We start from the raw sequence: 20981 nt of genomic DNA on the forward strand, positions 1-20981 counted from the left end.
GCGCCCTTCAAGAGACCCAGATGGCCGGCCATTCCAAGTTCAAGAACATCATGCACCGCAAGGGTCGCGCCGATGCGGTGCGCTCCAAACTGTTCTCCAAACTGTCGCGCGACATCACGGTGGCGGCCAAGTCGGGCATGCCGGATCCGGCCCTGAACCCGCGCCTGCGCCTGGCCATCAACAACGCCAAGGCCGAAAGCCTGCCCAAGGACGTGATCACCCGCGCCATCAACAAGGCCGCCGGCGGCGACGTCGATACGATGGAAGAGGTCCGCTACGAGGGCCGGGGCCCCGGCGGCGTCGGCATCATCGTCGAGGCCCTGACCGACAACCGCAACCGCGCCGCTTCGAACATCGGCACGGCGTTCAAGAAGAACGGCGGGGCGCTGAGCGAGATGAACTCGGTCGCCTTCATGTGGGACAAGGTCGGCAAGATCACCTATCCCGCCGAGGCCGGCACGGAGGATGCCGTCATGGAGGCCGCCATCGAGGCGGGCGCCCAGGACGTCGAGAGCGATCTGGTCAAGCCGGACATCTATGAGGATGCGCCGGGCCACGTGATCTGGACCGCCTTTGAAGACCTGAACGAGGTGGCTGAAGCCATGTCCAAGGTCCTGGGCGACGCCAAATCCACCGCCATCGTCTGGAAGCCCCAGACCGAGGTGGAGATCTCCGGCGAACAGGTCGGTACGCTGATGAAGCTGCTCGACGCGCTCGACGCCGAGGACGACGTCTCCATGGTCTATTCGAACGAGGACATCTCCGACGAGGACATGGCGAAGTACGCGGGCTGATCGGGATCCCCCGCCGAGGATGCGGTTGCGGGGCCGTCCGCAGCGCAGGGAGTCGATCGGCCCACAGGGAACGGAACCGTACAGGAACCGCGGTATCGACTCGTCCGGCGACGGCCATTAATCTTTCTGAACGGGAAAGGGTGGGCGGCCCGATTCGGGCCCTCGGCTATAAGGCTCCATCCGCCCGTCAGCGGGGGACGTCATGACGGTATTGTCGAGAATCGATCGGGTTCTGTCGCGGAACGGAAAGGCCCAGGGCGTCGCGTCGCCGGCCGAGGAACGCGAGAACGGCGACGCGGCCGGCATCATCGGCGAACGCTTTGAAACCATTCAGGACAACCTCGACCAGTTGTCGGACATGGCGCGGCGTTTCGGAACGTTCGAGAGCCTGCTGGGCCAGCTGCGCGAGCCGCTGGAAGCCGAGTTCAGGTCGCGCCGCGACAGCCATGTCGAACTGGTCAATCTGCGCGCCGCCAACATCGATTCGGTCGGCCGTCTGGAAGCGCTCAACGCCGAGGCCCGCCGCCTCGCCGACGCCCTGGCCGAAAGCGAGGCCCGGGCCGACGAACTGTCCGCACGGCTGGGCGAACAGACCGCGACCTCCCAGGAAGCGCGGGTCGAGACCGACCGCCTGCGCAGCGAGCTGTCCGCAGCCACCGCGAAGATCGAGGCGCTTGAGATCGCGGATCGCGCGTCCAGCCAGCGCATCAAGGAGCTGGAGCAGGACCAGGACGCCCTGCGCACCCAGCTGAAACAGGCCGAGACCCTGCGGACTGAGTCCGAAAGCGGCCGCGCCCAGATCCAGCGCGACCACGCCCTGGCGTCCGAAGAGAACACCGTCCTGCGTCGCCGCGTCGACGAGGTCTCGGCCGAGATCGCCGCCCTTGCGCGTGTGTCGGCGGCCAGCGAGGGCCAGCTGGCCTCCGAACGCGCCCGCGCGGCCTCGGAACAGAGCGAGGCCGCCCGCAGCCTGCGCGCCCTTGAGAACCAGACCGAGACGGCGCGCGCGGAGATCGCCTCGCTGAGCTCGCGGCTCGACACGGCCACGGCCCGCGCCAACGGGCTGGAGGTGCTGAACACCGAACAGGCCTCGCGTCTGAGCGAGCTGCAGGCCGGATCGCATGCCGCGGAGCGCAAGGCGGAACAGCTGCAGATCAGCCTGGATCGGGCCATGGAGCGGATCCGCGGTCTGGAAGCCGAGACCGAGGACACGCGCCAGCGTCTGGCCGGGATGGAAGTGGCCCGTCTGGCCGCCGTCGACCGGGCCGAGACCCTGGCCAAGGCCGCCTCGACCCACGAGAAGGCCATCGCCCGCGCCGAGGACCGGATGCTGAAGATCCAGGCCAAGCTGACCGCCGTCCAGGACGAGCATCAGGCCAAGGTCCAGGTGATGAGTCAGCAGACTGCGGCCCTGCGCGCCGAACTGGAAGGCGTCCGCGCCGAGGCCGCGATGTCGGCCGCCGCTCTGGAAGCGGCCCGTCGCGAGCGTGGCGGCCGGCCGGCGCCCACCGAGGGTGGATCGGTCCAGCCCATCATCGGCTGACGCCCGAAGGCGGAACCGTGGGTCGGCGGCCGGGTTAGACCGGGCCCGGCCTGAAGGACTTCCGCCCCATGGACATCACCCGTCGGATAATCGATGTCCACGCCGGGGCCGCGCGCCGGCCGCCCGGTCGCCCGCACCGGCGGTCGAGCTTGATGCGCTTGAGGCCGATCACATCACGGGCGTGACGCGGGTCAACACGGAAACCGGAGCCTACATCGAGGCCAATGGCTGAGCCTCTAGTCGCCCTGAACGGCATAGAGTTTGACGATCTCGAACAGGAAGTCGCGGCCCTCGTACAGGGAGCGGACTCGGATGCGTTCGTTGAGGCCGTGGGCGCCGCCGCCGTCCGGATCGCCGAACATGCCGGTGACCCCATAGGTCGGTATGCCGGCCGCATTGGTGAACCGGCCGTCGGTGGCGCCGGTCGACATGGTCGGCAGGATCGGCACGTCCGGCCACATCCGGCCGGCGACCTCGCGGATCGGACTCATGACCGCGTCCGACAGGGGCGGGGGCGGGGTCGAGGGATCAGGCGCGCCGACGGTGGTGATCGTCACCGCCGGATTGTCGATCAGTCGCGCGAGCTCGGCCTGGGTCCCGGCGATCGTGTTTCCGGGGAAGATGCGGCAGTTGATGTTGGCGGTGACGTGCTGGGGCTGGGCGTTCGGCGCATGGCCGCCTTCGATCAGGGTCGGGATGCAGGTCGTCCGCAGGGTCGCATTCCATGAGGGATTGGCGGCGGAGATCCGGGCGGCGGCCCCGGCGTCCGGCGTGGTCCCGGCGGTCAGGGCGCGCATGTCGGCGGCGTGCTGCGGCTGGGTGTCGGCGAGCGCGGTGAAATAGGCCCGGGTCACAGGATTAAGCTGGAGCGGGAAGTCGTATGCGCCGACCCGCGAAAGGCTGTTGGACATGGCGACAATGGCGTTGTCCTTCCTCGGCCGGGCCGAGTGGCCGCCGGGGTTGGTGATCTCCAGCTGGAAGTCTTGGTAGAGCTTCTCGCCCGCCTGGACGGCCAGGGCGACGCGGTTGCCTTCTGCGTCGAGCAGGCCGCCGGCGCCTTCGTTGAGGGCGAACCCGGCCTGGAGCGTCTCCGGGTGATGGGCCAGCAGCCACTCGACCCCGTTGTGGACGTCGGCGGTTTCCTCGCCGCAGGTCAGGGCGATCCTGATGTCGCGGGTCGGGGCGAAGCCGTCCTGTTTCAGACGGACCATCGTATCGACCCAGACCGAGGCCTGGGCTTTGTCGTCCGAGGCGCCGCGCGCGTAGAAATAGCCGCCCTCCTCGACCAGGGTGAAGGGATCGCGGGTCCAGTCGGCGGCCCTCGCCTCGACCACATCGATGTGCGCCAGCAGCAGGAGAGCGGGCGCCGAGGCGTCGGAGCCGTGCAGGGTGGCGACCAGATTGCCGTCCTTCGGCCGGTCGGCCGGGGCGAGGACGCGGACGTCGGCGGCCGGGTAGCCGACGGCGGTCAGACGTGCGGCCATCCGCTCGGCGGCGAGGGTGCAGCTGCCTTCGGACAGGGTGGTGTTGGTCTCGACCAGTTCCTCGTAGAGGGCGCGGAAGGCGAGCTGGTCGGGGCGGGGCGCGGGAGCCGTCTGGGCCTTGGAGGCGCTGGCGATGGCGACGGCCACGCCGAAGACGACGGCGATGACGGCGACGCCGATGAGCAGACGCCGGCGGCTCTTGCGGACCGCCGCATAGACCGGCTCGTCCAGATAGTAGAAGCCGGCCCGGGCCTGACGGATGGCGTTCTGGCGCAGCAGGCCGCGCAGGGCGAGCCGGGCCAGGTTCCTGTCGGGGGCGAGGGGGATGGCCTTTTCGGGCGAGAAGGCCTCGGCGGCCTTGAGCGCCTCGATCATCTGGCGCTCGGCCCGCATTCTCTGGGCCGCGATGACGGCGCCCGCGCTGTTGCTCATAGTCCGCTCCCTGTGCGGAAGAGACGCTATGCCCAAGCCGGCGGCAGGGGAAGCGGTCACGGCCGCTGGCGACGGACGCCTTGGTCATTGTCCGGTAACCCTGATTGCGGCATGACTGGAACGAATGACGAACAATATGATTCATCAAGGCGGGGGGACCCGGATCCTGGGGCTGGACCCCGGCCTGCGCCGCACCGGTTGGGGCGTGGTCGTGGCCGAAGGGTCGCGGCTGCGCTGGGTCGCGCACGGGGTGGTGACGCCGCCGGACACGGCGCCCTTGTCCGAGCGGCTGCTGTGGCTGCTGGAGAAGGTCGGCGAGGTCTGCGCCGCCCATGATTGTGACGAGGCGGCGATCGAGGAGGTCTTCGTCAATGTGAACCCGTCGTCGACCCTGAAGCTGGGCCATGCCCGGGCGGCGGTCATGCTGGCTCCGGCCAGCGCCGGTCTGCCGGTCGCCGAATACTCGCCGAACCTGATCAAGAAGGCGGTGGTCGGGGCCGGGCATGCGGACAAGGGGCAGATCGCCTTCATGGTGAAACGGCTGCTGCCGGCAGCCGGTGACGTGAAGGCCGATGCCGCGGATGCCCTCGCCGTGGCTATCACCCATGCGCAGCTGAGGAGGCGGACGCTGCTGGAAGCGCTCAATCCTTTGCGGGGGGCGGCATGATCGGCCGTCTGAGGGGCGTGCTGGCCGAGGTCGAGGAGGGCCACTGCCTGATCGACTGTGCGGGGGTGGGCTATGTCGTCGCCTGCGGGGCGCGGACCCTGGGGCGGCTGCCGGCGCCCGGCGACGAGGCGACGCTGCACGTTCATTCGCAATGGAGCGAGGACGCGGGGCCGAGGCTGTACGGCTTCCTGGCCCGCGACGAACGACGGGCCTTCACGACCCTTCTGGGCATCCAGGGCGTGGGCCCGAAGGCGGCGCTGTCGGTTCTGGACGTGCTGCCGCCGGGCGAACTGGCGAGCGCGGTGGCGCGGGACGACAAGGCCGCGATCGGGCGGGCCAATGGCGTGGGGCCAAAGCTGGCCCTGCGGATCGTGACCGAGCTGAAGGGCAAGTCCCTGGGCGATGTCTCGTTCACGCCGTCGGCGCCTGGCCTGCACACGGAGATCGTCGCTCCGCTTCCGAGCGTAACGGGAGAGGCGGTCTCGGCCCTGCTGGGTCTGGGCATGGCCGAGGTCAATGCGCGCCGGGCCGTGGATCAGGCGCTGATCCGGCTGGGTGACGATGCGGAACTGTCGGCCGTGATCCGGGCGGCCTTGCAGGAGCTGGGGCGGTGACTGACGACCGCATCATCTCGCCCGAGCCCGCCCCCGGCGAATCCTATGACCGTGCATTGCGGCCCCAGACCCTGTCCGAGTTCGTCGGCCAGGAGGCGGCCAAGGGCAATCTGAAGGTCTTCATCGACGCGGCGCGGAAGCGTGGCGAGGCGCTGGACCATGTGCTGCTGTTCGGGCCTCCCGGGCTCGGCAAGACGACGCTGGCGCAGATCGTGTCGCGGGAGCTGGGGGTGGGCTTCCGGGCGACCTCGGGACCGATCCTCGCCAAGGCCGGAGATCTGGCGGCCATCCTGACCAATCTCGAACCGCGCGACGTCCTGTTCATCGACGAGATCCACCGGCTGGCCCCGACGGTGGAGGAGATCCTGTATCCCGCCATGGAGGACCATGTGCTGGACCTGATCATCGGCGAAGGGCCGTCGGCGCGCTCGGTGCGGATCGATCTGGCGCCCTTCACCCTCGTCGGGGCTACGACGCGCGCGGGGCTGCTGGCGACGCCGCTGCGCGACCGGTTCGGTATTCCGTTGAGACTGGAGTTCTATACGCCGGACGAGCTGGTGCGGGTCATCACCGGGGCGGCGCGCAAGATGGGGGCGCCGATCAATGACGAAGGCGCGCGCGAGATCGCCTCGCGGGCCCGGGGCACGCCGCGCGTGGCCGGTCGGCTGCTGCGCCGGGTGCGGGACTTCGCCGAGGCCGAGGGCGCGGCGGTGATCGACCGGATCGTGGCGTCCCGGGCCCTGTCGCGGCTGGAGATCGACGAGCTGGGCCTGGATTCCAACGACAGGCGGTTCCTGAAGGCCCTGATCGAGAACTACGGCGGCGGACCCGTCGGGATGGACACCCTGGCGGCCGCTATCGCCGAGGCGCGGGACGCGGTCGAGGACGTGATCGAGCCCTATCTGCTGCAGCAGGGCTTCATCATGCGGACGCCGCGCGGACGGATGGCGTGCGCCAAGGCTTATGCCCACCTCGGCCTGACCGAACCGCCGAAGGTCGTGGTTCCGCCGCAGGGCGGTCTGTTCGAATAGCGGCTTGCCAAGCGCGGGGCGGGGGACTTTGGTGTCGGCGAACCGGAGACCGTCCATGATCTTTCGCGTCCTCGCCGCCTTGTCCTTTCTGGCCTGCGGCATCGCCCCGGCCGCACCCGCCATCGCCGCCGATCCGGTGTTTACCGACACGGCCTGTCCGGCCGACTGGCCGGCCGGGGTGCGCGAGGTTCGTTGCGGAACCCTGACGGTCGACGAGGCGCGCGACGGGTCGAGCGACCGGCGCATCGATATCGCCGTGGTGATCGTCAAGGCGTCGACGCCCTGGCGCGACGCATCGGGGCGTCTGCTGCCGCCGGTGGTGAACTTTCACGGGGGGCCGGGCGGGGCGTCCACACCGGGCGTGGGCGGGGCGCTGCGATACGCGCAGCAGAACCCGGACGCCCTGGCCGTGGATCAGGACATGATCTTCTTCGACCAGCGCGGCGCCGGGCGGGGGACGCCGTCGATGGACTGTCCGGGCGTGGAACTGACCGACGCGGGACCGCCGTCTGATGAGGATCGCGACGGGCTGATCGCCTGCCTGAAGGGCTGGCAGGCGCAGGGCGTGGACCTGAACTGGTACAACGCCGCCGTCATCGCCGACGACGTGCGCGACCTGGCCCAGGTGCTGGGACTGGAGAAGATCGACCTGCGCGGCGGCTCCTATGGGCCTCGCATCGAGGCGGCCGTCATTACCCATCATCCCGAGATCGTGCGCGCCGCCGTGATGGACAGCCCTTGGCCGCCCGAAGGGAACTGGGCCGTGGGCACGCCCGAGCAGGTCTCGGCCGCCGTACGGATCATCCTGGCCAAATGCGCGGCGCAGGCCGAATGCGCCGCCCGCTATCCCGACATGCAGGCGCGGTTCGAGACCGAGGCGCGGCGCTGGCTGGCCGGGCCGGTGACGGGCAAGGACGGGCAGACGTTCACTGTCGACGACCTCTCGGCCTTCCTCATGGACACCACCTACAGCCGGGTCGGGGTCCGCCGCCTGCCGGCCGATCTGGACAGGATCATCTCGGGCGACCTGAGCCCGGTGGCCGAGGTCTCCGGAAACCGGACCTACTATTTCGAAGGTCAGCACATGGCGCACCTGTGCCGGGAAGAGCTGCCGTTCGAATCCAAGGCGCGACTGGTGGCCGGCGCGGCCGGCGATCCGGTGGCGGAGGTGCTGGTGCCGTCCCTGTCGCGGCTGTTCGACGTCTGCGAGGCGATCGGCGAGACGCCTGCCGATCCGATCGAGAACGCGCCGGTGGTGACCGACATCCCGACCCTGTTCGTGGCCGCCGAGATCGATCCCGGCTGTCCGCCGCCCCTGACCGAGGCGGCCGCACGAGGATACGCCAACAGCCAGGTGGTGATCGTGACCAATGCGACGCACGGGGTGATCAATGCCAGCCCCTGCACGCGGGCGATGGCGCGGGACTTCCTGCGTGATCCTTCGGCGCCGGTGGACCGCAGCTGTCTCCCGCCTGCCGGCACGCCGCTGGACTTCACCCTCGATCCGGCCTGAGGCGATGGCGCGGCCCCGGATGACTGTCAGAACCCTCGTGCCCATCCTCGGGATCGTCGTCCTGATCCTGGGCGGGCTGTGCATCTGGGTGGTCGTGAGCGGCGGCGCGGGATCGCGGCAAGAGGCCCCGTTCCAGCGCGCCGAGCGGCAGGTGCGGGAACAGCGCGGCCCGGACTGGGAAGTTCGCTATGTCGAGGCCGGTTCGGGCCCGGCGGTATGCGGCTATGCAGCGGCGCGCAATCGCAGCGGCGTGACCGAAGAGCCCGTGGCCTTCATCTCCCGCATCGGCCGGATCCTGTTCGCCGACGAGCCCCTTCCGACCGAGTTCCGCGCCCTGCGCGAAGAGTTCTGTCCAGCCTTCGCCCGTTCGCCTGAAGCGCCCGCCTGATGACCCATTCCGATCATCCCACCGCCGGCCGATTCGAGGGTCGCGATCACCTGTTGCCCGTGCGGGTCTATTACGAGGACACCGACTTCACGGGGGTGGTCTATCACGCCAACTACGTCCGCTATTTCGAGCGGGGTCGGTCGGACTTCCTCAGGCTGGCGGGCATCGGCCATACGCAGCTGCTGGAGATCGATCCGCCGCTGGCCTTTGTCGTGGCGGAGATGAAGCTACATTTCATCAAGCCCGCGCGGATCGACGACGCCCTGGTGGTGCGGACCACCTATGACGCGGTGAAGGGGGTGAGGTTGCTGATCTCCCAGACCATCGAACGCGGCGGGGAAGCGCTGTGCCGGGCGGATGTCACGGCCGTCTGCATCCATCTGGACGGTCGGCCGCGCAGGCCGACGAAGGCCCTGGTCGAGGCGGTGACACCCTGGCTGGCCAACGACTGACGCATTGGTAACTTGCCGGAACCTGCGGCGCCGCTAGACTCGCGCCCTGCTTCGTCAGGAATAGACGGCCGCCCAATCCGCCTCCCGGCCATAGAACCGCCACGCCGCGTGGCTCGATAGAGTCCGACTGCTCTCCCAGGATCCGCCCATGACTGTCGCCGCCACCGTCGCCTCCGAAGCCTCGATGCTGAATCCGGTGACCCTGTTCATGACCGCCGACTGGGTGGTGAAGAGCGTGATGGTCGGTCTGGCCATTGCCTCGGTGTGGTCGTGGACGGTCATCATCGACAAGGCCTTCCGCTTCACCGCCCTGAACACCCAGGCCGACGCGTTCGAAAAGGCGATCGCCTCCGGCCGGTCGCTGGAGGATGTGGCGGCCCAGGCGGGACCGGAGCCGGCGCATGCCTTGCCGCGCATGCTGGTCATCGCCCTGTCGGACTGGCGCGAGACGCGTCGCAAGGGTCCGCTGACCGACACAGAGGGCAATCTGCTGATCTCGCGCATCGACCGCAGCCTCGATTCCCTGATCGCGCGCGAGGGCCAGAGGATCGAGGAAGGTCTGGGCGTCCTGTCGGTGGTCGCGACGGCCTCGCCCTTCATCGGCCTGTTCGGCACCGTCTGGGGCATCATGAACGCCTTCGGACGGATCGCGGCGGCGGGGAACACCAATCTGACGACCGTGGCCCCGGCCATCGCCGAGGCCCTGTTCGCCACGGCCGTGGGTCTGGCGGCCGCCATCCCGGCCTATATCGCCTACAACAAGTTCTCCATCGATGCGGGCAAGTTCACCGGCCGTCTGGAAAGTTTCGCCGACGACCTGCAGGCCGCCGTGGCGCGTCGTCTGGGCGGAGGTTCGGCCCCGGTCGCCCCGCCGCCCCCGCCGCCATCCGCGCCCGATCTGTCCTTCCGCCGGAGCGTCTGAGCCATGGCCGGTGGTGGGGCGATGGGTGGAGGCGGAGGCCACGTCCGGGGCCGACGTCGCGCCCGCAAACGGCCGCTGAGCGAGATCAACGTCACCCCCCTGGTGGACGTGATGCTGGTTCTGCTGATCATCTTCATGATCTCGGCGCCGCTGCTGACCGTAGGCGTACCGGTGGAGCTTCCGAAGACTGAGGCCAGCGCGGTCGAGACCGACAAGCCGCCGGTGACGGTATCGATCGACCGCGAGGGCGCGATCTTCGTCCAGCGCGACGAGACGGCCTATGACGCCCTGACCGAGCGGGTGGCCGAGGCGGCCGACGGCACGGACCGGGACGAGCTGTCGATCTTCGTGCGGGCCGACGGGCGCGCGCCCTACCAGGCCGTGGCGCGGGTGATGGCGCGACTGTCGGCTGCGGGCTTCACCAAGCTGAACCTGATCACCGATACGGCCGAAGCTGCCCCCGTGGCGGCGGCCGTCGTCACGCCTTCGCAAGAGCCCGAGGCCTGACCGCGTGACGAGGTCGCGTCCCTCTCCGGCGATCATCGGCGCCCTGCTGCTGCACGTCGGCGTGGCGGCGATGTTCCTGATCGAGTGGCCCGAGGCCGACGAAAAGATCATTCCGACCGTGTCGTCGGTGCCGGTGTCGATCGTCTCGTCGGAAGTGGTCGAGGCGGCCGCGCCGGACAATCCGTCCGAGGAACTGGTGACGGAGGAGGCCGCGACCGCTCCGGTCGAGGCGCCGCCCGAACCGACGCCTCCGGCTCCGACACCGCCGACGCCCGCGCCTCCGCCGCCCCGGCCCGCGCCGACCCCGCGTCCGACCCCGACCCCGCCGCGCCCGACCCCGCCGCGTCCCACGCCGCCGAGGCCCACGCCGCCACGTCCGACCCCGCCGCGCGCGACCCCGACGCCGCCGCGTCCGGCCCCGCCCGGCCGGACCGAGCCGTCGCTGGATCTGGACGCCCTGGCCGGTCCCCGCCGCCCGGCGCCGACGCCCGGACCCCGCGCCCCGACGGGCCAGCAAGGCCGGGGACAGGCGGCCCAGGCCACGGGCCCGCAGCTGACCGCCATCTTCAACCAGGTCTATCCGAATTGGACCCTGCCCTGCGACATCCCGGGGGCCAACCAGCTGCGCATCGAGATGGACGTCACCCTGTCGGCCGACGGGCGGATCACGGCAGGGCCGACGCTGCGCAGCCCGCGATCCGATCCGGTCTATCGCGCGGCGGCTGACGGGGCGCTCAGGGCCATTCGCCAGACGGCGCCGTTCGATGTTCCGGCCGGTTTCCCGGGCGGCGCCTTCAGGCCGACGTTCAATACCGAACGCGCATGCCGGAACCGCTGAGGCTTGCCCTGACGATGCCTGACGGCCGGCCCGGCAAAGGTTGCCGTCCCGAAAGTCGCCCCATTCGCCCGCAAGCTGGAGCCCGTACTGGCGTTTGTCACACGGTCTGGCGATAAGGACCGGGAGATCTCGCTGCGCCTGAGGAGACATCGATGCGTCTGAACCTGCTTCTGAGCACCGTGGCCGCCATCGGCATCGCCGCGACCTCCTTCGCGCAGGCTCAGTCGACGCGGGATCTGAACGGCCCCTCGCGTCAGCAGACCCAGGCCCAGCCGGCCCAGACGGGCGAACCGATCGAGGTCGAGATCGACCAGGGCGTGCTGCGACCGTTCCAGATCGCCGTGGCCCCGTTCAGCGGCCAGAACGGCGCCTCGATCGCCGACGTCCTGTCGGGCGACCTGCGCCGCTCGGGCTTTTTCGAGCCGATCAACCCGGCCAGCTTCATCGAGACCAACCTGAGCCTGGCCAATGCGCCGAACTTCCCGCTGTGGACCCAGATCGGGGCCCAGGCGGTGCTCTACGGTTCGGTCACCCCGCGTCCGGACGGCCGGAACGACTTCGGCTTCCGCCTGTACGACCCGTACCGGCAGTGCCAGCTGGTCAGCTATAATTTCACCGCCACGTCCGAACAGTGGCGGCGGATCGCGCACAAGATCGCGGACGTGGTCTATGCCCGGATGACCGGCGAGACCGGCATCTTCGATACCCGAATCATCTATGTCGCCGAGAGCGGCACCGAGCTGAACCGCCTGTCGCGCCTCGCGATCGTGGACCAGGACGGTTACAATCCCGTCTTCCTGACGGACGGCAGTGAGATCATCCTGACGCCGCGCTTCTCGTCCAATCCCGACGAGATCACCTATATGGCGCTGGGCGAGGATTATTCGCGTATCTACCTCTACAACCTGACCACGGGCCGGCGCGAAAGCCTGGGCGAGTTCGACGGCCAGGCCCTGGCGCCGCGCTATTCGCCGGACGGGACCAAGGTCGCCTTCTCGATCATCCGCGGCGGCAACACCGACGTCTATGTGATGAACCTGAGGACCCGGCAGCTGTCGCGTCTGACCAGTGACCCCGGCATCGACACCTCGCCGTCGTTTTCGCCCGACGCCTCGAGGATCGTGTTCAACTCCGACCGGACGGGGACGCCGCGCCTCTATGTCATGAACGCCGACGGATCGGGCCAGCGGCCGATCTCGCGTGGCGGCGGCAGCTATACGGCCCCGGCCTGGAGCCCGCGTGGCGACCTGATCGCCTTCACCAAGTCCGGCGGCGGCCAGTTCGGCATCGGGGTGATGGGCGTCGACGGATCCGGCGAACGGATGCTGAGCCGCTCGTACTTCGAGGAAGGCCCGTCCTGGGCCCCCAACGGCCGCTATCTGATGTTCTCGCGCCAGACGCGCGGCGGGAACACCAATCTGTGGATGGTCGACCTGTCCGGCCGCGTCATCGCCCAGTCGGGATACCAGGGCCGGGGGTCGGACCCCGCCTGGTCGCCGCTGCTCGACGAAAGCCCCAACAACCTCGGCGTCGGTCAGGGGGCCGACAGCTGTTCTTCGTAAAGGCCGTTCGGGGGACCCGCCCGAACAACAGTGCGTTATCGCCGGAGACGGCACAGACAAAAGCCACGGTTCGCGACCTATGCTCAAGCTTCGCGGGACCGCCAATGAGAAGGAGACGACCCGATGACGACCGCTTCCACGATGACCAGGTTCGCATTGCTCGGTCTGGCTGTTCTGTCGATGGCCGCCTGCGCGCCCCGCCGCCCGGTGACCGGTGTGGCTGACGGCACGGGCGCACCGGCGATCGACAACCCCGCCTATCCCGGCCCCGGCAACGGCGGCATCGAGGGCGGCAACATCGGTTCGGGCGCGCCCGGGTCGGAACAGGATTTCGTCGTCAACGTCGGCGACCGGATCTATTTCGACCTCGATTCCTATCAGGTCAGCCCGGAAGCCTATCCCCGCCTCGATGCCCAGGCCGCCTGGCTGTCGCGCTATCCGGGCGTCACGGTCCGGATCGAGGGCAATGCCGACGAGCGCGGCACCCGCGAATACAACCTCGCCCTCGGCGCCCGCCGCGCGGAATCGATCCGCAACTATCTGATCGAACGCGGCGTCTCGGCCGGACGGATCGACACGATCAGCTTCGGCAAGGAGCGGCCGATCGCCGTCGGTTCCAACGAGGACTCCTGGGCCCGCAACCGTAACGGCCATACGGCGATCGCCTCGGGCGCGCAGTAGGGTAGGGGCGCTACCGCTCGCCCCCGGGTCCGATCCCTGATCGGCCCGAGGACAAGCCACAACGGTCGCTCGCGGCTTGAGCGCGGTTTGACGTTGATTTGAGAGGGCGTTCGCTGGTGCGGACGCCCTTTCCTTTTGACCGGCTTCGCGCTGCACTGCACATAGGGACGGGCGTGTGGAGGGGGCTATGGTGGACATCGATGCGGCGGGCGGTCTGGTGACCGGCGGTCTGATCGCGGGGGCGGTCGAGAAGCCGACGGGCAAGGCGGGCGACGACCACGCCGAAACCTGCACCGACTGCGGCGAGCCCACGACCGGAAACTTCTGCGCCAACTGCGGCCAGCCGACCCATGTGCACCGCACCCTGCTGCATCTGGGCGAGGAGCTGCTGCACGGCGTGATGCATTTCGACGCCCGCGTCTGGCGCACCCTGCCGCTGCTGATCGCCAATCCGGGCCGGCTGACGCGCGAGTGGATCCAGGGCAGGCGGACGCGCTATGTCTCGCCCCTGGCCATCTTCCTGTTCACCGTCTTCCTGATGTTCTTCGCCCTGAGCTTCGGGGGGAGTCTGGTCCCGGACGAGACGCGCAGCATCGATGAGCAGATCGCCTCGAGCGAGGCCGCCATCGCTGAGCTCCGCGCGCAACTGGTGGAGGTGGAGGCCGATATCGCGGCGGACGAGCCGGGCGCCGAAGGCGTCCAGACTGGGCTTCAGGCGGGGCTGGCCGGGGCTGAAGGGCAGCTTCGCGCCCTGCAGGAAGCCAAGGCGGGCGGTCCGCGCGCCGACGGCCTGACGCCCGGCAGCTGGCAGGCGAACATGGCCGACGCGGTGCATGACGGCAGAATAACCGTCGGATTGGGCGACAAGAAGATGCAGGAGAAGATCCTGCACAAGCTCGCGAACCCGGACCTGGCCGTCTACAAATTCCAGCAGACGACCTACAAGTTCGCCTTCCTTCTGGTGCCGATGTCGATCCCGTTCGTCTGGCTGATGTTCGCCTGGAAACGAGGGTTCACCTGGTACGATCACGGGGTCTTCGTTCTCTACTCTCTGACCTTCATGGCCATCCTGTTCATGGCCCTTGGCATACTTGGGCGAATGAACGGCTGGTTCGCCGGGGTGCTGGGAACGATCGGGGTCTTCGCGGTGCCCGCGCACATGTTCGCCCAGCTGAAGGGGACCTACGGGCTGTCGATCTGGTCGGCGCTGTGGCGGACCTGCCTTCTGCTGTTCTTCTGCCTGCTGGTCTCGACCTTCTTCTTCGTCGCCATCGTCGCGCTGGGCCTGGGTGCCTGACGCCTTGCGGCGGCCTCAAATCGGTGAAAGCTGTAGCGACATGAAGAGCCCTCTTTCGTTTCGAAACATCGCCCTCGCCACGGTCGGCCTCGTCCTGATCGGCGGCGCGGTCATCGCCCAGACCCAGCCCCTGCCCGCCATCCAGTGGGACGTGCGTCGCCTCGACAACCTGGACCGCAATGTCCGCCGGCTGGAGCGCGCCCTGATCCAGCGGAACGACCAGGTCGGCGAGCCGATGCTGGTCGAGTCGGATCCCGAGCTGATCGCCCTCAAGGGGCGGGTGTCGCAGATGGATCGCCGGCTTCAGGACATGGAGCAGACCGTCCAGCGGGTGAACGCGGACCTGGAGCGGCTGACCTTCCAGCTGGATGAGAGCGACCGCGACAACGCCGCCCTGCGCAACCGGCTGAACGACGCGGACAATCGCGTCGCGCGTCTGGAGGCGGCTGCCGAGGAGAGCCGCCGCGCCGCCGAGGCCGCTGCCGAAGAAGCCGCGCGCGGGCCGCGCTCGCCGACCGGCGACGCCGTCTCCGACCTGGCCGCCGCCCGCGCCCTGACCGATCCGGCCGCCGCACGCGCCGCGCTCGAGGCGGTGACGATCAACTGGCCCGACACGCCGTCGGGCAAGGAAGCCGTCTGGCGCATCGGCGACATCATCCGCGCGACCGGCGACCAGGCCGGCGCCGTGCAGCAATATGCGACCGCCCTGTCGGGCTGGCCGACCCTGCCCTGGGCCGGGGAGGTGACGCTGAAGCTCGCGCGCGGGCTGGAGGCCACCAACCGGGACGCCCAGGCCTGTGCGGCCCTGGCCGAATATGTCCGGCGCTATGAGCGGACCTCGACGCCGGCCCTGCGCGCCATCGCCGCCGACACCCGGACCCGGGCGGCCTGCCGCTGAACCCGACCGACGCGGCCGGGCTGGAAGGCCGGGTCGCGGCGCGGCTGGACGCGCGGCTGGACCGCAACGTCGATCACCCTCTCGCCCTCGCCCTGTCCGGCGGCGGAGACTCCATGGCTCTGCTGGACCTCGCGGTCATGTGGGCGAAGGGCGCCGGAAGACCGCTGCTGGCCATCACCGTGGATCACGGGCTGAACCCCGACAGCGCCGAATGGAGCCGCCGCTGCGAGGCCGCTGCACGGGCGGTCGGCGCGACCTGGATCGAGCGGCGCTGGCATGGGGACAAGCCGAAGACCGGCCTGCCTGCGGCGGCGCGTCGGGCGCGGCATGCGCTGATCGCGGATGCGGCGCGCGAGGCGGGGGCGCGGGTCGTCCTGTTCGCCCACACGGCCGACGACATCGCCGAGAGCGACTGGATGCGGGACCGGGGCGCGACCCTGGGCCGGCTGAGGGACTGGTCGCCGAGCCCGGCCTGGCCCGAGGGTCGGGGGCTGATGCTGCTGCGGCCTCTGTTGGAGGAGCGGCGGGAGAGTTTGCGGGCGGGGTTGCGGGCGGCGGGCCGGGACTGGATCGAGGATCCGGGGAATGCAGGATTTGGGAGGGGTGCAGCGCGCAGGGCGCTGTCCCTTCTCCCGGTGGGAGAAGGTGGCTCGCGAAGCGAGACGGATGAGGGTCGGGCCTCACCGGGAACGCACGACCCTCACCCTTTCGCGCCAGAACGACGGCAAGCCGTCGTGCGCTCAAGCCCTCTCCCACTGGGAGAGGGGATTGAGGTGGATCGCTCAATCCGCCTGCCGGATCTGGCGGCGGTGCTGGTGTGCGTCTCTGGAGGCGAGGCACCCACGCGCGGGGATCGGCTCCAGAGGTTGGCGGAACGGTTGAACGCGGGCGATCACTTCACCGCCACCCTCGCCGGCGCGCGGGTCGAGGCGATCGGCGAAAACGTGATCATCGGCCGGGAGGCGGGAGAGCTGCGCCGGCATCCCGTACCTGACATCGCGCTTCAGCCCGGTGAGCCCGAGGTCTGGGACGGCCGCTATGAGATCACCGCCCACGAGCCAGGCTGGAGCGTCACTGCCGCCCTCGGTCGGCTGAACGCCCTGTCGGGGGCGGATCGCACCATTGTGAACACCGCGCCGTCCTGGGCGCGTGCGGCCCTGCCGGTCCTGATCCGGGACGGCCGGGATGCGCCGGTTCTTGCATGGCGGGCGGCGGAGGTTCGCGCCCTCGCACCGCGTCGCCTCAGCCTTGCGCTGGGCGAAACGACGCAGGAAAGCGACCTCGCCGGAACCATCCATGGCGAAACGCCGCCGCCTGACCTATTTTGACGACAACGACGTAACATCAGCCGGCTCAACGGGTCGGCGACGAGGATTTCAGACCGATGAACCTGCGTAACCTGGCGATCTGGGGCGTGATCATACTGGGCCTTCTGGCCGTCTATGCCGCCATCAGCCAGAACGGCGGCGCGACGCTGCCGGGACAAGCGGCCGGCGCCCAGGCGCGGCCGGTGACGATCAGCTACTCCGAGCTGAACGACCGTGTCGCGGCCGGAGAGGTCAAGTCGGTGGTCATTTCCGGCGACCAGGTCACCGGCGTCTACAAGAACGAGAACCGGTTCACGGCGGTCGTGCCGATTTCGGACAACCAGCTGGCCGCCCGGCTGGACGCCGCCGGCGTAGATGTCGGCGCCAAGACCATCCGTCAGTCGATCTGGATGAACGCCCTGCTGGGGCTGCTGCCGATCCTGCTGCTGGTCGGGGTGTGGATCTTCTTCATGCGCCAGATGCAGGGCGGGGCGCGCGGGGCCATGGGCTTCGGCAAGTCCAAGGCCAAGCTGCTGACCGAGCACAAGGGTCGCAAGACCTTCGACGATGTCGCCGGCGTGGACGAGGCCAAGGAAGAACTGCAGGAGGTCGTCGACTTCCTGAAGGACCCGGCCAAGTTCCAGCGTCTGGGCGGAAAGATCCCCAAGGGCGCCCTTCTGGTGGGCCCTCCCGGCACCGGCAAGACCCTGCTGGCCCGCGCCGTCGCGGGTGAGGCGGGCGTGCCCTTCTTCTCCATCTCGGGCTCGGACTTCGTCGAGATGTTCGTCGGTGTCGGCGCCAGCCGCGTGCGCGACATGTTCGAACAGGCCAAGAAGAACGCCCCCTGCATCATCTTCATCGACGAGATCGACGCCGTCGGTCGTCACCGCGGCGCAGGTCTGGGCGGCGGCAATGACGAGCGCGAGCAGACGCTGAACCAGCTTCTGGTCGAGATGGACGGGTTCGAGGCCAATGAGGGCATCATCCTGATCGCCGCCACCAACCGTCCCGACGTGCTGGACCCGGCCCTGCTGCGTCCCGGCCGCTTCGACCGTCAGGTCGTGGTGCCGAATCCCGACGTCGCCGGGCGTGAGCGGATTCTCCGCGTGCACATGAAGGACGTGCCCCTGGCCGCCGACGTGAACACCAAGACCATCGCGCGCGGCACGCCGGGCTTCTCCGGCGCCGACCTGGCCAACCTGGTCAATGAGGCGGCCCTGATGGCGGCCCGCAAGGACCGTCGCATGGTCACCCAGCGCGACTTCGAGGACGCCAAGGACAAGGTCATGATGGGCGCCGAGCGCAAGTCGATGGCCATGAACGAGGAGGAGCGCCGCCTGACCGCCTATCACGAGGGCGGCCACGCCATCGTGGCGATGAACGTCAAGATGGCGGATCCGGTGCACAAGGCGACCATCGTCCCGCGCGGACAGGCCCTGGGCATGGTGATGCAGCTGCCGGAAGGCGACCGCTATTCCATGAAGTACCAGCAGATGATCGACCGGATCGCGATCATGGCCGGTGGTCGCGTGGCCGAGGAACTGATCTTCGGCAAGGAGAACATCACCTCGGGCGCGTCCTCGGACATCCAGCAGGCGACCAAGCTGGCCCGCCGCATGGTGACCCAGTGGGGCTTCTCCGACGTGCTGGGCACTGTGGCCTATGGCGAGAACGAACAGGAGGTCTTCCTCGGCCACTCGGTCGCGCGCAGCCAGAACATCTCGGAAGAGACGGCCCGCACCATCGACGCCGAGGTCCGCAAACTGGTCACCTCGGGGTGGGATGAGGCGCGTCAGATCCTGACTGACAAGGCCGCGGATCTGGAGACCCTGGCCCAGGCCCTGCTCGAATACGAGACCCTGTCGGGCGAGGAGATCAAGGACCTGCTGGAGAAGGGCGCCGCGCCGAACCGCGACGAGAACAACTTCCCCAACGCCGGTCCGTCGGTCTCGGTGCCGGTCACCCCGGTGTCGGACGGCGTCAGCGTGGTCGCCTCGGACAACCACACGACGCTCCACTAGACGGCAGAACCCCGCCATCGAGTCATCGAGGCGGGGTTCTTTCCAATGAACATGTTTGCAATTCAAACAAGTCTGTGAGAAATGGTCTCCCGACCCGAGGGGAGAACCATCATGACCACCGACATCGACCGGCCCGAGCGGCTGCACGGACTGGACGCCCTGAGGGCGGGGGCCCTGCTGCTGGGCGTCGTCCTGCACGCCAGCCTGGCCTTTTTTCCGGAGCGGATCTGGATCGTCGCCGACGACAGCCGGTCCATCGGCGCGGCGGGGCTGTTCTTCGCCATCCACCTGTTCCGGATGACGGCCTTCTTCCTGATCGCCGGCCTGTTCGCCCATATGATGCTGGCGCGGCGAGGGTGGCTGGGCTTTGCGAAGGACCGGGTCCTGCGGATCACGGGACCGCTGGCGGCCTTCTGGTTCCCGGTCATGGTCGGGATCGTCGGGGCCCTGATCTGGACCTCCTATATGAACGGCCTTGTCGTGCCGGGCGCGCCGCCGCCGCCGCCGCCGACCTATGACTGGACCAACTTCCCGCTGACCCACCTGTGGTTCCTCTATGTGCTGACCCTCTTCTATGCGGCGGTCCTGATCCTGCGCGCGCCGTTCGCGATGCTGGACAGGGACGGCGGCTGGGGCCGGGTCGTGGACAGGGTCACCGGCGCCCTGATCGGGCCTTGGACGCCGGCCGTGCTGGCCGTCCCGCTGGGACTGGCCTTCTGGCTGGATCCGAAATGGATCGCCTTCTTCGCCGTGCCGACACCGGATGCCGGAGTGGTTCCCCATACAGCGGCGCTGGTCGGTTTCGGTCTGGCGTTCGGCGTCGGCTTCCTGATCGACCGCCGCCGCGACCTGCTGGACCGGATCGCCGCATGGTCGCCGCTGGTGCTGGCGATGGCCGTGGTCACGGGCGTGGCGGCCTACCATCTGGCAGGTGGCCCGAAGCTCGAACCCATGACCGAGCCGACGGCGGACAAGGCCGTGGCGGCCTGGACCGTGGCGCTGGCGGTGTGGTCCTCCGCGTTCGCGGCCATGGGGCTGTGCCTGCGGTTCCTGTCGGGCCACAGCGCGATCCGGCGCTATCTCGCCGACGCCTCCTACTGGGTCTACATCCTGCACCTGCCGCTGGTCATGCTGGCCCAGGTCTGGGTTCAGGACTGGGCGGGACCGTGGTGGCTCAAGCTGGGCGGAGTGTCGCTGGGCGTCTTCGCCGTCTGCCTGATCACCTATGAGCTGTTGATCCGGCACAGCTTCATGGGCCGGTGGCTGAACGGGCGGCGCATTCCGTGGCGCAAGACCGGACCTGTCGCCGCCGTTCCCGCCGAATAGCTTGCCAAGCCCGCCCGGCTCGTCCACCCCGGGAGGGCCGGTCCAACGAGAGAATCGCCATGTCCGAAAGCTCCAGCAAGCCGTCCGCCGAGGCCGACCTCGCCTTCCTGCGCGCCATCGTCGAGGGCGGGGGTGGGCGCAAGCAGATCCCCATGGGCGTGCTCTTCCTCGTCGGCGGACTCCTGTACGGGGTCCAGTGCCTGTTCCATCTGGGCCAGATCGCGGGCCTCGTCCGCTGGCCCGACTGGGCGACCCTGACCTTCCTCGTCGCCATCACCGGAGCGATGTGCGTCGCCATCGCCTGGGTCGTCGTCGCGGATCGCCGGTCCGGCGTCACGGCGACGAAGGGACCGACGGCCGGCCGCGCCATGAACAGCGCCTTCTCCGCCACGGGTCTGGGCAATCTGGCGGTCATCATCATCTTCGGCGCCGGTGCGGCGCGCGACGGCGATTTCGCGGTCTGGCTCTACTATCCGGCCATCGTCTTCGCCTTCCAGGCCATGGCCTGGTTCGTCGCCTGGACCCTGAAGCGCAAGGCGTGGATGGGGCTGGTGGCCGTCGGACACTGGACGACCGCCGTGACTCTCGGCCTGCTGGTGCGCGAGCCGGTCGCCTATCTCTGGGTCGCGACGGCCGCCCTGTTCCTGCTGTTCGCCCTGCCCGGCGCCATCATCCTGCGTGACGCGCTCAAGGCCGAGGCCTGA

General features: G+C 69.2%; 20 protein-coding genes. 19 read left to right on the top strand and 1 reads right to left on the bottom strand.

Going from position 1 to position 20981, the window contains the following annotated elements:
• The first annotated feature begins 20 nt into the window (after positions 1-20).
• Together Q0044_RS12230 and Q0044_RS12235 are read left to right on the top strand one after the other, a co-directional pair.
• Positions 21-794 (top strand): YebC/PmpR family DNA-binding transcriptional regulator, encoded by a 774-nt coding sequence (locus Q0044_RS12230; RefSeq protein WP_298162574.1) that lies wholly within the window; start codon positions 21-23, stop codon positions 792-794.
• A gap of 202 nt (positions 795-996) precedes the next feature.
• On the top strand, positions 997-2337 hold the full coding sequence (locus Q0044_RS12235) for a hypothetical protein (RefSeq protein WP_298162575.1): 1341 nt from the start codon (positions 997-999) through the stop codon (positions 2335-2337).
• 236 nt (positions 2338-2573) lie between these two features.
• On the opposite strand, the gene Q0044_RS12240 is transcribed toward Q0044_RS12235, so the two are convergent.
• On the bottom strand, positions 2574-4253 hold the full coding sequence (locus Q0044_RS12240; protein WP_298162576.1) for a M20/M25/M40 family metallo-hydrolase: 1680 nt from the start codon (positions 4251-4253) through the stop codon (positions 2574-2576).
• A 124-nt stretch (positions 4254-4377) separates the two neighbouring features.
• On the opposite strand from Q0044_RS12240, the gene ruvC reads away from it, so the two are divergent.
• The 17 genes from ruvC to Q0044_RS12325 all read left to right on the top strand — a co-directional run bounded on the left by ruvC (position 4378) and on the right by Q0044_RS12325 (position 20981).
• A complete protein-coding gene (ruvC, locus tag Q0044_RS12245) occupies positions 4378-4920 on the top strand; it encodes a crossover junction endodeoxyribonuclease RuvC (protein ID WP_298162578.1) in 543 nt (180 codons plus the stop codon).
• On the top strand, positions 4917-5534 hold the full coding sequence (ruvA, locus tag Q0044_RS12250; protein WP_298162581.1) for a Holliday junction branch migration protein RuvA: 618 nt from the start codon (positions 4917-4919) through the stop codon (positions 5532-5534). The genes ruvC and ruvA overlap by 4 nt, the downstream gene beginning before the upstream one ends.
• Positions 5531-6565 (top strand): Holliday junction branch migration DNA helicase RuvB, encoded by a 1035-nt coding sequence (gene ruvB, locus Q0044_RS12255; protein WP_298162582.1) that lies wholly within the window; start codon positions 5531-5533, stop codon positions 6563-6565. Before ruvA ends, ruvB begins: the two co-directional genes overlap by 4 nt.
• Before the next feature lie 55 nt (positions 6566-6620).
• Positions 6621-8078 carry an alpha/beta hydrolase gene (locus Q0044_RS12260; RefSeq protein WP_298162583.1) on the top strand — a complete coding sequence of 486 codons (1458 nt, stop codon included), beginning with the start codon at positions 6621-6623 and terminating at the stop codon, positions 8076-8078.
• Between the two features lie 19 nt (positions 8079-8097).
• Positions 8098-8466: a hypothetical protein gene (locus Q0044_RS12265; RefSeq protein WP_298162585.1), complete on the top strand. Its 369-nt coding sequence runs from the start codon at positions 8098-8100 to the stop codon at positions 8464-8466.
• The gene (ybgC, locus tag Q0044_RS12270; RefSeq protein WP_298162586.1) at positions 8466-8918 is read left to right on the top strand and encodes a tol-pal system-associated acyl-CoA thioesterase; all 453 of its coding nucleotides are present in this window, start codon (positions 8466-8468) and stop codon (positions 8916-8918) included. Before Q0044_RS12265 ends, ybgC begins: the two co-directional genes overlap by 1 nt.
• A gap of 148 nt (positions 8919-9066) precedes the next feature.
• Positions 9067-9840 carry a protein TolQ gene (gene tolQ / locus Q0044_RS12275; protein WP_298162587.1) on the top strand — a complete coding sequence of 258 codons (774 nt, stop codon included), beginning with the start codon at positions 9067-9069 and terminating at the stop codon, positions 9838-9840.
• 3 nt (positions 9841-9843) lie between these two features.
• Complete coding sequence (locus Q0044_RS12280; protein WP_298162590.1) at positions 9844-10347, top strand: ExbD/TolR family protein; 504 nt, start codon at positions 9844-9846, stop codon at positions 10345-10347.
• Positions 10348-10351: 4 nt separating this feature from the next.
• On the top strand, positions 10352-11185 hold the full coding sequence (gene tolA, locus Q0044_RS12285; protein ID WP_298162591.1) for a cell envelope integrity protein TolA: 834 nt from the start codon (positions 10352-10354) through the stop codon (positions 11183-11185).
• A 152-nt stretch (positions 11186-11337) separates the two neighbouring features.
• A complete protein-coding gene (gene tolB / locus Q0044_RS12290; RefSeq protein WP_298162593.1) occupies positions 11338-12747 on the top strand; it encodes a Tol-Pal system beta propeller repeat protein TolB in 1410 nt (469 codons plus the stop codon).
• Positions 12748-12870: 123 nt separating this feature from the next.
• On the top strand, positions 12871-13428 hold the full coding sequence (gene pal, locus Q0044_RS12295; RefSeq protein WP_298162594.1) for a peptidoglycan-associated lipoprotein Pal: 558 nt from the start codon (positions 12871-12873) through the stop codon (positions 13426-13428).
• Between the two features lie 187 nt (positions 13429-13615).
• Complete coding sequence (locus Q0044_RS12300) at positions 13616-14725, top strand: DUF3667 domain-containing protein (RefSeq protein WP_298162595.1); 1110 nt, start codon at positions 13616-13618, stop codon at positions 14723-14725.
• Positions 14726-14765: 40 nt separating this feature from the next.
• Positions 14766-15623, top strand: a complete 858-nt coding sequence (locus Q0044_RS12305) for a tetratricopeptide repeat protein (RefSeq protein WP_298162597.1) — start codon at positions 14766-14768, stop codon at positions 15621-15623.
• Between the two features lie 44 nt (positions 15624-15667).
• Positions 15668-16951: a tRNA lysidine(34) synthetase TilS gene (gene tilS / locus Q0044_RS12310; RefSeq protein WP_524536177.1), complete on the top strand. Its 1284-nt coding sequence runs from the start codon at positions 15668-15670 to the stop codon at positions 16949-16951.
• Positions 16952-17007: 56 nt separating this feature from the next.
• Positions 17008-18951 (top strand): ATP-dependent zinc metalloprotease FtsH, encoded by a 1944-nt coding sequence (gene ftsH / locus Q0044_RS12315; RefSeq protein ID WP_298162601.1) that lies wholly within the window; start codon positions 17008-17010, stop codon positions 18949-18951.
• A 111-nt stretch (positions 18952-19062) separates the two neighbouring features.
• Positions 19063-20277 (top strand): acyltransferase family protein, encoded by a 1215-nt coding sequence (locus Q0044_RS12320; RefSeq protein WP_298162602.1) that lies wholly within the window; start codon positions 19063-19065, stop codon positions 20275-20277.
• Between the two features lie 59 nt (positions 20278-20336).
• Positions 20337-20981, top strand: a complete 645-nt coding sequence (locus Q0044_RS12325; protein ID WP_298162604.1) for a hypothetical protein — start codon at positions 20337-20339, stop codon at positions 20979-20981.

It is taken from the genome of Brevundimonas sp., assembly GCF_027484365.1.
GTDB lineage: Bacteria > Pseudomonadota > Alphaproteobacteria > Caulobacterales > Caulobacteraceae > Brevundimonas.

Excerpts from the sequence above, each read along its gene's own strand:
- ruvC (WP_298162578.1), top strand. The coding sequence starts at position 4,378 with ATGACGAACAATATGATTCATCAAGGCGGGGGGACCCGGATCCTGGGG.
- ftsH (WP_298162601.1), top strand. The coding sequence starts at position 17,008 with ATGAACCTGCGTAACCTGGCGATCTGGGGCGTGATCATACTGGGCCTT.
- Q0044_RS12230 (WP_298162574.1), top strand. The coding sequence starts at position 21 with ATGGCCGGCCATTCCAAGTTCAAGAACATCATGCACCGCAAGGGTCGC.
- Q0044_RS12325 (WP_298162604.1), top strand. The coding sequence starts at position 20,337 with ATGTCCGAAAGCTCCAGCAAGCCGTCCGCCGAGGCCGACCTCGCCTTC.
- Q0044_RS12265 (WP_298162585.1), top strand. The coding sequence starts at position 8,098 with ATGACTGTCAGAACCCTCGTGCCCATCCTCGGGATCGTCGTCCTGATC.
- ybgC (WP_298162586.1), top strand. The coding sequence starts at position 8,466 with ATGACCCATTCCGATCATCCCACCGCCGGCCGATTCGAGGGTCGCGAT.
- Q0044_RS12300 (WP_298162595.1), top strand. The coding sequence starts at position 13,616 with ATGGTGGACATCGATGCGGCGGGCGGTCTGGTGACCGGCGGTCTGATC.
- Q0044_RS12320 (WP_298162602.1), top strand. The coding sequence starts at position 19,063 with ATGACCACCGACATCGACCGGCCCGAGCGGCTGCACGGACTGGACGCC.
- tolQ (WP_298162587.1), top strand. The coding sequence starts at position 9,067 with ATGACTGTCGCCGCCACCGTCGCCTCCGAAGCCTCGATGCTGAATCCG.
- ruvA (WP_298162581.1), top strand. The coding sequence starts at position 4,917 with ATGATCGGCCGTCTGAGGGGCGTGCTGGCCGAGGTCGAGGAGGGCCAC.
- Q0044_RS12305 (WP_298162597.1), top strand. The coding sequence starts at position 14,766 with ATGAAGAGCCCTCTTTCGTTTCGAAACATCGCCCTCGCCACGGTCGGC.
- Q0044_RS12240 (WP_298162576.1), bottom strand. The coding sequence starts at position 4,253 with ATGAGCAACAGCGCGGGCGCCGTCATCGCGGCCCAGAGAATGCGGGCC.
- Q0044_RS12260 (WP_298162583.1), top strand. The coding sequence starts at position 6,621 with ATGATCTTTCGCGTCCTCGCCGCCTTGTCCTTTCTGGCCTGCGGCATC.
- Q0044_RS12235 (WP_298162575.1), top strand. The coding sequence starts at position 997 with ATGACGGTATTGTCGAGAATCGATCGGGTTCTGTCGCGGAACGGAAAG.
- tolB (WP_298162593.1), top strand. The coding sequence starts at position 11,338 with ATGCGTCTGAACCTGCTTCTGAGCACCGTGGCCGCCATCGGCATCGCC.
- Q0044_RS12280 (WP_298162590.1), top strand. The coding sequence starts at position 9,844 with ATGGCCGGTGGTGGGGCGATGGGTGGAGGCGGAGGCCACGTCCGGGGC.
- pal (WP_298162594.1), top strand. The coding sequence starts at position 12,871 with ATGACGACCGCTTCCACGATGACCAGGTTCGCATTGCTCGGTCTGGCT.